This window comes from uncultured Algimonas sp., assembly GCF_947498175.1.
Taxonomy (GTDB): domain Bacteria; phylum Pseudomonadota; class Alphaproteobacteria; order Caulobacterales; family Maricaulaceae; genus Litorimonas.
Map to the genome: position 1 here is coordinate 367,719 of NZ_CANMJB010000004.1, position 12,470 is coordinate 380,188.

Below are 12,470 nucleotides of genomic sequence, written 5' to 3' on the forward strand. Positions count from 1 at the left end.
GAATGGGACGGCACACACGCACTATTGTCGGCGCCTGGCGCGAGGAAACGAAGCGCCGCCGCGCCCTGTCCGGCAAACCGCGCCGCGGGTCCGAGACGGACTTCCTGCCAGAGGCACTGGAGATCGTGGAGACGCCGCCGTCACCGTTCGGGCGACTGATTATTTGGGTCATCCTGCTTGTCTTCGGCCTTGCGCTTGCGTGGTCGTGGTTCGGACGCGTGGACATCGTCGCCGTGGCCCAGGGCCGGGTCGTCCCAACGGGCCAGGTCCAGGTAGTCGAAGCGCCAGAAACGGGCGTTGTGCGCGCGATCCGGGTTCGCAACGGCGACGTGGTGGCGGCCGGTGACGTCCTTATCGAGTTGGACTCCACGCTGGCCAGCGCCGATTCGGGCACGGTCGACAACGAGCTGGGACAGGCAGAGCTGCGCGCGTCCATTGCGCGCGGCGTCCTCGGCTTCCTGGAGACGGGCCTCATCCGACTGGACATGCCGGAGGGCGTCTCAGAAGCCGCGTCGGAAGTCTCGCGTCGGCAGCTCGGTTCGCGCATCGCGAGCTATCGTTCCAACCGTCTTCTGATTGAGGACGAACGACAACAGGCCCAGGCCGCGATGCAGGGCGTAATCCGAAACATCGCCAAGCTGCGAGAAACTTTGCCCCTGCTGCGGGAACGCATGACGACCTACCAGGCCTTGACCGCCGAAGGTCTCGCCTCCCGGGTTGAGGCACTCCGGCTCCAGGAGGAATTGATCACGCGCGAACGCGACCTCGAGATCGCGGTAGGGGAGTTGGACCAGGCCCGAAGCGCCGTATCCGCCGTCGAGCGACGCCTCGACCTCGCCCGCGACGAGCTGCGCCGCGAAGCCCTGCAGGATCTAGCCGAGGCCGAAGCGGCCCGCACGGACCGCTTGGAAGCCCAGCGAAAAGCTGCCATGCGCGCGCAATGGCAGACCCTGCGCGCGCCCGCAGACGGCACGGTCGTGGGGCTCCAGGTCTTTACAGTCGGCGAAGTGATCGAGACAGGCGCACCACTTATGACCATCGCGCCGAGCGATCGAGAGCTCATCGTGGAGGCCATGGTCTTAAATAAGGATGTCGGCTTCGTGAAACTTGGCGATCCGGTCGCGGTCAAGCTTGAAGCCTATCCTTTTACACGCTATGGTTTGATCGAAGGGGAACTCGCGATGATATCGGCCGACGCCATCATTGACGAAAGACTGGGCTTAGTATTCCCAGCCGAGGTCCACTTGAGCGCGCCTTACGTTGGCGAAGGCGACCTGCGCCGCGCGGTCCAGAGCGGCATGAACGCGACCGCCGAAGTCAAGACGGGCGACCGGCGCATCATCGACTTCGTCCTGTCCCCGATCGCGAAAGCAGGGAGTGAAGCGGGGCGGGAGCGGTGAGGCTCCTTCGTTTCCTTGCCATTGCCGCAACGGTTTCGGGTCTGACGGTCTGCTCTCCGGCGTCCGACCTGCCCTACCGCGCCGATACGGAGGTGCCGGGGCGCGAGGGCGAGGCCAAGACGGGGCCGCGCCAGATCGAGGTAGCGCCGGAGTTTCTCGAGGCCTGCGAGAACGGCGTCGTGAAGGCGACGGTCTATACGCGCGGCCAGCTCAACAGCGCGCAGGTCTTCCTCCCCCGCCATGCCATCCACATCTTCCGGCATGGAGGGAAATTCTATGACTACCCCATGTCCATGACGATCAAGCCGGACTGCCTGTCCTTTGAGGAGACCGAAACCTGCCGACAGAGCGAGCGTCTGCTCGGTTTTTCGGCCGGCTTGCAGGAGACGAATGTCATCTCGGAGCCGGATCTAACTATAGATTATTACATGCATGAAGTTCAAATTTCGATAACTGGTCTCAGAGAGTTCTCATACAGTGACGCTACTCTCAATCAACAAGCTTACAAACGCAAAATGCACCCTGAAGTTGTTGAATTCCGCCGAAAGAAACATGGCCATAACGAAGCGTTTGCAAATTTCGCTTCGGACGTTGATGTCAGCGAAAAAGCGACTTTACAGATTCTCTGTCGTTATGACAGCGTGATGCCGGATCATCGCCCTTGCCGATGGCGTTTGGCTAATCCAGGCAAGACACTGTCGAGCCGTCGCACATTGCGCGACGAGGTTTCGAACTGGCGGCCTTGGTTCCAGGAAACGGCCGCGACGCTGAAAGCGATCTCGGATCGAGGGGAGTTCCACAATGAATGCTGATCTGTCCACATATCGCGCCATGCTCGACGCACGGCGACGGACGAATTTCTACCTCGAATATGCCCGGCATGTTCTAGCATCCGGTCGTCCAGGTGCGTTGGAATCATATCACCAATTGCAAATCATGGCGCAGATTTCCTCCTATTCCGGCGAGGTCGGAGGCGCGGCCATCATCGGCAACCTCATGGCTTTCCAGGACTCGGGCGGGCTCGATGGCGTCTATCCTGACGCCGGGACGCTGGACCAGTTCTCGCTGGATGTCGCGGAAAACCTCTTTTTTGCATCTCAACAGGACATTCGAGGTGGTGGCGACGGTTTTTTCACGGATCAAGAGCTGCGCGCGATCGCCTATGTGACCTGGCGCCAGAAAGGTCTGGGCGGGGTCTTTCCCGGCAACTATCAGCGCGGACTGGATGAGCGCGACGGGTTTTCCCGCATCAACTTTCGCCAAACCGTTCTGGACGCCTTGTTCGCAGGCGACTCCGCCATTGCCCGGGAAATGACGCTCAATCCCTATAACCCGTCCAATCTGACCCAGCTCGGCGACTTCCTGTCGCAAAGCCCGATGATCATGACCGAAGCGGGTACGATCGGAAACACCTACGATGAATACGGATTCACTGAGAGCGATTTAGCGGCCGTATACGCCCATGGCGGATATCGGGTCAGTGATCAGGGTTACACTCTGGAAGCCGTTCATATCCACGATGCGTCCGGCCGACTTATCGACACGCAATTCAATATATACGATTACAGCGGAAGAATCCTCAATACGGTCAATGCCTATTCCAGCGAATATTTCTCGAGTGGCGGTCGGTCGGTCATTACTGATGCCGAAACCACGACCTTTCTGCAAAGACTTGCTGACAACGCACTGACGGGTTTTATCGATTTTTTCACCAATCGGGACTTGACCAACGCCGAGCGCATCTCGGATGCAATCGAGGGAATGAGTGTTCGTCTTGCCAACATACGGGGTCGTGGGCCTTTCAATGGCAACGGAATCCCGGATTGGTATGATCCTGACGAACATACGGGCGATTTGATCAAAGATGCGTTGGGCGCAGACCTCGGCCCCGGGGGAGTCCGGCATGTCGGCGAGCCAGATTTCACGCATTTCGACAGTGCTGACGAACAGGGGGGTCTTTTGAGATCCGGCTATCGGCATGTAATTCGCCCTGCCTTGAAATTCAATGATGCGGTGGGGAGTCTATCCAGAAACGTCATTTTGCAGGGAGCTCGGAGAAACGTCGAAGGGTTGAGTGCCTTTCCGTTTCTTTCGCCTTCTGCCACAATGCTAAGCAATGTCGCTGTGGCAATCGGTTCGCGCCTTTCCGATCCTGCCAGGGACGGCACTCAGGTTGTCGAAAGCTCTATCCGCAACGCCCTTAACGCCGAGTTCGGCGGCCGTGTCGGGTCGGCGGAGCTGTTGCCGACCGAATATTTCTCGATGGAGTTGGGTCAGCGTCTCGGTCTGGATTTGGGGCCAGTGTCACAGACCGGCGCCGCTGTCATCGACTTGGTCGGAGACAATATTGTTTATGGCCGTTCGCTCCTGAGCGGACTCGATGTCAAGGATATCCTGAAGTCGAGCGCGATCGAGGTCGGAGCCTATTTCGGCGCCAAGCTCGCTAATGCAATCGTTTCTCCTAAGACGAAAGCTGCGGTGGTGCTCGGCGATGTGGGCGCTCGGATCGGTAGTGCAATCGGGTCCTCCATTGCAGGTCCGATCGGCGGAGCGATCGGATCCTTTGTCGGCAAGGTGTTCGGCACGTTCCTCGGTAACTTGGTCGGTAAGAAGCCCAAGCCCAAGATTCCGCAAGCCCAGGCAACAGTCAGCATCGATCTCGTCAACGGTACCTCAACGCTCGGGGCCGTGACGTCGAGGAACAATGGTAGCTTGGACTATGTGTCAGATCTTGCTGATGCGTCACGCGAAGCGCTAACGGGTATCTCCGGGTTTTTGATGAGCGATGACTTGGCCTCGCGCAACCTGACCACATCTTCGCTGAGCCACACATATGGTCATGACGGTCAGCAAATTTATGTGCAGTTGCCAGGCCGCTCGCGCACCAATGTCGCGACCGGATCCAAGGCTGTGGAATCGGGTGTGTTGTGGGCGGCGGACCAGATCAAAATAGCCGGCGGCAATCTGATGGGAAAGCGTGTTCTGGCGCACAACAACCATACGGATTTCGTTCAGCTCATCCGTGATTTCACCACGGCAATGGACTATCAGTCCTATTTGGCGAACCGCGAGCTGGTGAACGGCATTATAAAGGACACACCAGACTCCATTGAAGCCGCCTCCTGGATCATCACCATACAACGCGCTGTTGAAATCGGTCTGCATAAATCGGCTGCATCGGACTTCTATGGTGGTGCGCGAGGCTTTATTGACAGTGTGCAGGGTGTGCTGTCGGAGCCGCTAAACTTTGAAAATGTCGTCTTCTTTCTCAATGGTACGGATTTGGAGGTTTACCGGGACCTGAACGCCGACGGTAATGCCGGCGGCGAAGATCTTCTGGTCTTCGACGAACGCGGTTTCCTGAACCCGGCCAAGCATCCTGACGGCGGCGTAGGATATAATCGAGCGACCTCGGACGCCACAATGACTGCTGGGAGTGACATCTTCATCATGAGCGGTCATCATAACGGCAACATCGACGATCTGACGACTCACACGACGACGACCCCTGGCTATTGGAAAACAATTTGGCTGGCTCCCGGCGAGCCAGATCAAGTCTGGGTGCCACCTGTCACGACGACACGCGCCGTCGAGGGCGGCGACGACATCATCATCGGAAATACACATGCAAACACACTGCGTGGCCGTTCGGGCGATGACTGGCTGGATGGCGGCGCTGGAGATGTATCGGATGTTCTTTATGGCGATTCCGGCAATGACGTCTTGCTCGGTCGGGGGGGGGCGGACACTCTATACGGTGGAGATGGAGACGATTATATTCATGGTGGCGACGGAAGTGACCATATTCGCGGTGGAAATGGTGATGATACGCTTGTGCAGGGGCAAGGCACGAGTTGGGTGGTCGGGGAAGGCGGCGATGACACCTTTGTCATGACTCAAGGTGTATCGCGCGGAGGTTATGGAGGATCTTACCGCGGTGGCTATACGACCGATGATAACGGGTCGGACACGATGGACTTTGGTGAATTTTCAGAGGGCATCCGACTTGATATAAGCTACCGGCCAACGGACTGGGACGCTCACTCGAGCAGTTTTTATCGGCATGCAGCTACTCGTTTTTATGATGTTAGGTCCAATGACGGCGTTAATCAGCGGATCAACTATTTTTACGCCTCGCAAGTGGACAATGTTATAGGCACGTCGTTTGACGACATAATCACGGGCGATGATGCCAACAATATACTGCGTGGCGGAGCCGGTGACGACGTGCTTACGGGTGCGAGCGGCAACAACATTCTTGAGGGGGGTGCTGGAGCCGATCGGATTATTCGCGGAAGAGGTAATCAGGGTTTTGGGACAACCACTGTTTCTTATATGCATTCATCTGCCGGCGTGGATGTTTCCATCACAGGCGGGTCGTACGGTCACGCTCAATCTCACGCACTTGGTGGAGACGCGTCTGGTGACACGTTCGTAGGCTACATGCACAACCTTACCGGTTCTGAGCATGCAGATGTTTTGGAAGGTAACTATGGCTCCAACACGGTCCAAGGGCTTGGCGGTGACGACTATATCCTTGCTGGCAGAGGCTCGGACCAATACCGCGGTGGCGAGGGTTTCGACACGGTCGACTTCGGCAATCATGCTGAAAGTAGTGGGTTGACCATTAACGCTTATGATGGGGGCGCTACTCTCTACTATAATGACGGTTACTCATATGGAACTGCACCAACAGAGTCCGGCACAATACGTACTTACGGTATCGAGCACATTGTCGGCACGTCTGGGAATGACGTCATTCGTTTTCGTGCTGGCGACAATGTTCTCGAGGGTGGTTTAGGCGTTGACTCGCTTTACGGCGGAGCGGGCAACGACATTTATTTTGTCGAGCTCGGTGGCGGCAACGACCGGATTTACGAGTATGGCGACCAGGGCCATGACACAATCATGCTGGGAAATTCGGAGGGCCTGAGCTGGGACGATGTTACCATTGGCGGTGGCGTGCACCTTACGGTCAACGTTGCCGGTCATGGCCGCATCGCCACTGCTTTCCAAAGCCCGAATGCCAATCGCGAACTCGTTGGCGTCGACGCTGTCGACATTGGCGGTGTGGGGTCCATCGATGTGTGGCAAATCACGGGGGGCGACTGGACAGGCACTGCCGGTTCAAATGCGGGTACGGTTCTGCGCGGCTACGGCGATGCTCGCGGCATCTCCCTTTTGCAGGGAGCCGGGGGCAACGACATCATCTGGTCGGCGTCGACGTCCAGCGGGTCGGGAACCTACGAGACCAATGCGAACATCTTGCATGGGGGACGTGGCAACGACGCGATCTACGCGTCCGTTGGCGACGACCAATATATTTTCGATAGAGGCTCCGGTATCGACACTGTCACGGATATGGGTGGTTTGGATCACATTCAATTCGGTCCAGGCGTCGCTTCGAACGAAGTAATCTTCGAGACAATCGGAAACGATCTGTATATCGGCGTCACGCCCGAGGGGACCCAGGATACGTCGTCCTTGCGGGCTAGCCGGATGGCTGACCGTATCCGCGTTGTCGGCGGAGCGGTTCGGATCAACAGAAACCAGCATCGTCAACTGCTCGAATACATTACCGTCGACAACGTCAATATCGACCTTAGGACCCTGGACATCAATTGGACCGAGCAAACCACCGGTGGCGGTGGCGGTGGCGGTGGCGGTGGCGGTGGCGGTGGCGGTGGAGACGACCACCCTCCCTGTACTGGTTGCCAGATCCCTCCTTTAATGTTTGATCTTGACGGTGACGGTCTTGAGCTTGTTTCCATTAACGAGAGCCGGATTGTCACCAGGGGTGAGGACCGATCCCTCACCCGTATCGGCTGGTTGGGCGCGGATGACGGCTTCCTCGCGCTGGACCGCGACGGAGACGGCCGCATCGGATCGCTGTCCGAGATCTCTTTTGCGCAGGATCTGGAGGGGGCGACGACGGATCTGGAGGGGCTTCGTACCTATGACAGCAATGAGGACGGTGTTTTCGATGCCTCCGACGAACGCTGGGGGGAGTTCCGGATTTGGCGCGATCTAAATCAGAATGGACGGGGCCGGGGGCGCGAACTCCAGACGCTTGAAGAAACCGGTATCACTTCGATCGCCCTGAACGGACAGTCCACTGGTAACAATCCGGACGACTATGCCGATAACGTGATCCTTAACACGACGGATGTCACCTATCAGGATGGGTCGACAGCGACGGCTTACGACGTCTACTTGGCCACCACGATCATACGGGACGGACGGGAAAGTCACATCGCGACGACCCAGACCAGCGCAGGCATTCTCGATCAACGTCTTGGTCGCATTTCGACTCGTCGGCTGGAACGTCTTTTGGCGAGGCAGGAGGCAGCCAACGACACGTCGACGGTCATGCCGATCGTCCTGGATCTCGATCGGGACGGAGAACTTGCGCTTAACCATCTCTCGGATAGTGGCGTTCGGATCGATGTAGACGGCAATGGCGAGACCGATGCCATCGGCTGGGTTGGAGCAGGTGACGGGCTGTTGGGTCTTGATCGCAATGGTGATGGGTTGATCACGGCGGTGTCCGAAATCTCCTTTGTGGAAGATTTGCCGGGCGCCCGGACGGACCTCGAAGGCCTTGTAGCCTTCGATAGCAATGGTGACGGCTTGCTGAACGCGGAGGACAACCGTTACGAGGATTTCCGCGTCTGGCAGGACGTGAACCAAGACGGGATCAGCCAATCCGGAGAACTCCAGACGCTGGAGGAGGCGGGTCTGGTCTCACTAGACCTAACGGCCTTTGCGGGAGCACAACCCTCGGATGACGAGCTCCTCGACAATGCCGTGTTCGGACTGACCGAAGTAATCTGGAGCGACGGCCGGATAGGCATTGCCGGCGACACGGGTCTTCGCGTTCTTTACAGCGGACTCGTCGGGGATGAGGATGAGGGTCCGCGCTACATCACCGGCTTTGCTGGTCTGGAAACCGTGGAAGTCAAAGCAGCCGCCCAGTTCGAGTCGATCGTGACAAATTCGGCCTGGGGAAGGATCATCGGGCAAAGGTCGCCACTCATGACCATGCTAGTGGAGGCCGAGGCCGAGATGGCTAGGCGTGATGCCATGGGCGAAGACCTTGGACGCTCTCAGGACGACCTACTCGACGAATTCGAGTCCGATCAGGATGAAAACGATCTAGCCGAAATCGGAGACTTTGCTGAGGGCAATGCGTCGTATGTTTCCGAGTCTGAGGAAACAGGCGACTCCAATATCGGCGACAGCACTGCGGAAACTTCTCCCGACCGCTATGCAAATCAACAGACTGTCGGGTCTTCGGCTCGCGCACGCTCATTGCGAGATTTGCTGGGTTCCTCCGAAATTACTTTGGATCCGGGTCTTGTGGACAAGCATCATAGAGCTGCGAACCGCGCAGAGGTCGCTTCTAAAGATCTCGATCTCTTCACACAGGCCTTAGCCGGATTTGGTGCCACCAAGTCTTTTGGCAGACTGAAACCTACAGAAGCTGACAAATTAAGAGCCGAGAACCTGCTTGCCCAAGGCCGCCATAGCGAGCCGAAGTTCAACTTGGCTTGAAGCCAAATTTAGGAACCTCATGTTAAATCAGATGGACAAGCCAAAAGCTGCGCCGCCCCAGGAAGAACGGACTGTTTCCCACGTACTGGGCGAAATCACTTGGCTCATGACCCAGTCATCTACACACAAGGGCCTGTTTCTTTCAGACTTGGAGTGGATGGTAATGCCGCCCGTTCTGTTGGAACAGTTCCGCATCTTCTATGGGCCCGAAAGTCCGGCTGCCGTTGCCTTCTGGGCACGGGTCTCCGAGGAAACGGACCAACGCCTGCGCAAGACGCAATCCGTTCGTCTACGAGCCGACGAGTGGAAAGGCGGCGACATCCCGTGGTTGATAGAACTGGTCGCCCCGTTCGGGGCGGAGGAAGAGATCCTGCAGGATCTCTCCAACGAACTCTTCAATGGGCAAGAGTTTTTCTTCCACATGACAGGGAACAACGGCCGTCAAGTCAGAACGTTCGGGCCTGAAGGCCTGAAGGATGGATAAGCAAAAATAGTGGCACGCGTCTCAAAAGTCAGAAGCGTCTGCCTCCCAATAGTGCTTTTAGTATATGTTGTGAGCGGGTGCACAACTTACCGCAACGGGACGTTTGGAAAAGACCATTTGTCTACTTTATCGACAAATTTCTGAAAGCCGAGCGTGCTGTTCCTGTCCCACATCGGAGCTTGGACTTACTCTGATAGAGTGGCTTTTGCCGAGAAGATCTACGGATTGAGCTTGAGGGATAGATCAAACGTCGATGCGGCTTGTAACAACAGTGAGCACGTTATCGTACTTGAAGACGTTGGAAGTGATAGCACAAAGTTTGTTTTCGTAGGAACGAAGAGCGAGGCTCAACAATCCGGTGAACTCATTTGTAAATCAAGGTTTCAGTCCATCTACCAACCTGCACTCTCGCTTGGGGGAAGTGGTGGCCGATATGTGTTTCAGCCATAAAACACATATGCAAATATCCGAGTCCCGAAAACTTAGACTAAGCATGGTTTTCTAGACGCAGATAACTGAACAAGTTACCGAACTGGATAAGCCCGGATCGGGAGGGCTTATCGGTCCCAGTCGCATCGTCCGGAAAACAGGCGTTTTCCAAGTTCCCAATACTTGGTTCGTCTTAGAGCCATTATGTCTGTTTTGCGTGTTCGATAGAGGAAGGACTAACGTTACACGCCCCTGTATTTAGCTAATGAAAAGATGACTCTCTACGTCAGGGTCGAATGGTGGGGCTGTTTACGATGCTCCAGCCAACTACAGTTGCAGCAGCAATCCAGACGAATTGAGCTGCAGGGAGGCCGACGACAATGAGCGGAACTGCTGGAGATACCGGTCCGATCCACAGCACAGAGCGGACCATACGCCTGTGTTTCCTGACGTCTGAACCGTCGTGCGGGCCCGTTCAAGCATCATGGATCTAGATAATTATATCGAATATATCGGCTTCCAAAGTCGAAAGCCGTTGCGCTTGTGGCTCGGAAGGGCCGGTCGAACCAGTCTTCACTTTAGCTTTTTTTAAGCGCCCGCAAGCTAAATGGTCAAATTGGCGTTATCGATAACTGACCGATATAGTCGCGCGTCTGCGTATTTAACCGCCATCCGGTCTTAGGATCACCATAAAAGGACAAGCTCGCAACCCAATTTGCAAAAAGTGGATGACGAGCAAGGCGGATCCAAGCGACCAACGACCGGACCATAGATTGCCGAATTGACATTTCAGGTCTGTTGTCCCTACTCTTGGTCCGGCTAGTTTAATGCCGTAATCGCAGGTCATGAGACCGGAAGGAGGAATGATGGAAAAGCCTGTCGTTCCAAACTCTCCTTTAGCTACGATTAGCTCTTCAATCATGGGCGCGGATCTTCTCAAAGACGAGATATTCAGTCGATTCCAACGCCCTCTCAGCACATTCTTTGCCAAGCGTGTGTCAAATGCCGCGGATATAGACGACCTCGTCCAAGAAGTTTTCCTGCGCGTTCTCAAGCGCCACGAGTCGACGTCCATCCACCGCATGGAAAGCTATCTTTTCCAGTCCGCTTCGAACGTGCTCGCCGACTATTACCGACGTCGTGCAACGCGTCCATTACACGCACATGCCACCCTTCAGGAAGGGCAGCTTGGGCTCGGCTGCGATGTCACACCGGAGCGTATCCTGTTGGGCAAGGACCAACTTCGGGAAGTGACTGCCGCATTGATGGAGTTGCCGCAAAGAACACGAGACATATTCGTGCTTAGAATGTTCGAGGAGCGGACGTCGAAAGATGTGGCCCGCCTTATCGGCGTTTCGGTCAGGTCCGTGGAAAAGCACATGGTCAAGGCCATGCGCCACGTGTCCTCGGCTCTGGGGCTTTGAGATGACGCCCTGGCTTGAAAGACCGAGCGGCACGCCCGATGTCGATGCGATTGCCCTGGATTGGGCGGAACGGCTTTCGCGCGGGGATTCGAAGGCAAGAGCCGCGATGCATGAGTGGGCCGATGGGGATCGCGAGCGTCTGGACGCTGTTACGCGAGCGCAGAGATTGATCGGCGTTGTTGGCAGCATAAGCGAAGCGCCCGAGATCCTCAATATGCGTAATGAGACATTGCTGCGGTTGGCTGACGGCAAGGCCCGTCGCGCGCAGACACGAAGGACAGGCTTGTCCGTGGCTGCTTGCGGCTTGGCCTTTGTCTGCGCCTCCGTCTTTGGCGTAATGCAATTCTACGGAACTTCACCTGTAAATCTTGCACAGGTCGAAAAACCAGCGGTCCAGGCTGAAGCCGGTACCGACTTAGCTGTCGCGTCCATCGGTCTGGACCTTGCCCCAGTTCCGCTCGTCTACAGCACCAGCATTGGCGAGAGATTGACCGTCGTCCTGACAGACGGGTCCGAACTGACTCTGGATACGTCGAGTGAGGTGTCCGTCGACTTCCACGAAGATTCGAGGCGGGTCAATCTTCGCAAGGGCCGAGCATTGTTCGACGTAGCCCACGATGCGGACCGCCCATTCAGGGTCTTTGCCGCCGGCCGCCGCATTACAGCTCTCGGCACGACCTTCGATGTCAAATTAGACGGTACGGATCTCAAGGTCACGCTGGTCGAGGGAAAAGTGAAGGTCGAAGCGGACCGCGACCCGCCCATCGCTACCGTTGAAGTCCCTGTAAAGGCCTTGAACGATCTCACAATCGCAGAACTTGATCCAGGCGAGCAATTTGCGCAGGCCGACGAAACCGGTCCGGGGGTCAAACGAAGCGTGGATGCTCAAAGATTGACGAGTTGGAGTCGCGGTCTATTGATCTTCGACGACGACACGGTCGGGGCTGTTGTGGGCGAACTCAATCGCTATTCGAGGAAGAAGATCGTCCTGTCGGGCGAAGACGTAGCCGAGTTGAGGATTTCGGGTGCTTTCGAAGCGGGCCAGTCCCTGAAGGCCGGTACGGCGCTCGCCACATATTTCCAGCTGGATCTCAAAATCCTCGATGAAGGAAATATAGTCCTTTCGGCCCAATAATGGCAGCAGAGCTTGCCTCTGACGCGCCCATAGTGAAATTTTAT

At 56.6% G+C, this 12,470-nt stretch carries 6 protein-coding genes; all 6 read left to right on the plus strand.

The features are described 5' to 3' along the window. Window positions 1–2 precede the first annotated feature (2 nt). The 6 genes from Q0718_RS08780 (at window position 3) to Q0718_RS08805 (ending at window position 12,426) form a co-directional block, all read left to right on the plus strand. A complete protein-coding gene (locus tag Q0718_RS08780; RefSeq protein WP_298916495.1) occupies window positions 3–1,400 on the plus strand; it encodes an HlyD family type I secretion periplasmic adaptor subunit in 1,398 nt (465 codons plus the stop codon). After that, window positions 1,397–2,212: a hypothetical protein gene (locus Q0718_RS08785; protein WP_298916498.1), complete on the plus strand. Its 816-nt coding sequence runs from the start codon at window positions 1,397–1,399 to the stop codon at window positions 2,210–2,212. The genes Q0718_RS08780 and Q0718_RS08785 overlap by 4 nt, the downstream gene beginning before the upstream one ends. Further along, window positions 2,202–8,954, plus strand: coding sequence for a calcium-binding protein (locus tag Q0718_RS08790; protein WP_298916501.1), 6,753 nt, complete (start codon window positions 2,202–2,204; stop codon window positions 8,952–8,954). Before Q0718_RS08785 ends, Q0718_RS08790 begins: the two co-directional genes overlap by 11 nt. Window positions 8,955–8,973: 19 nt before the next feature. Continuing rightward, window positions 8,974–9,438, plus strand: coding sequence for a toxin-activating lysine-acyltransferase (locus Q0718_RS08795; protein ID WP_298916504.1), 465 nt, complete (start codon window positions 8,974–8,976; stop codon window positions 9,436–9,438). 1,295 nt (window positions 9,439–10,733) lie between these two features. Beyond that, window positions 10,734–11,291, plus strand: coding sequence for a sigma-70 family RNA polymerase sigma factor (locus tag Q0718_RS08800; protein ID WP_298916506.1), 558 nt, complete (start codon window positions 10,734–10,736; stop codon window positions 11,289–11,291). 1 nt (window position 11,292) lies between these two features. Next, window positions 11,293–12,426 (plus strand): FecR domain-containing protein, encoded by a 1,134-nt coding sequence (locus Q0718_RS08805; RefSeq protein WP_298916507.1) that lies wholly within the window; start codon window positions 11,293–11,295, stop codon window positions 12,424–12,426. Window positions 12,427–12,470: the final 44 nt, after the last annotated feature.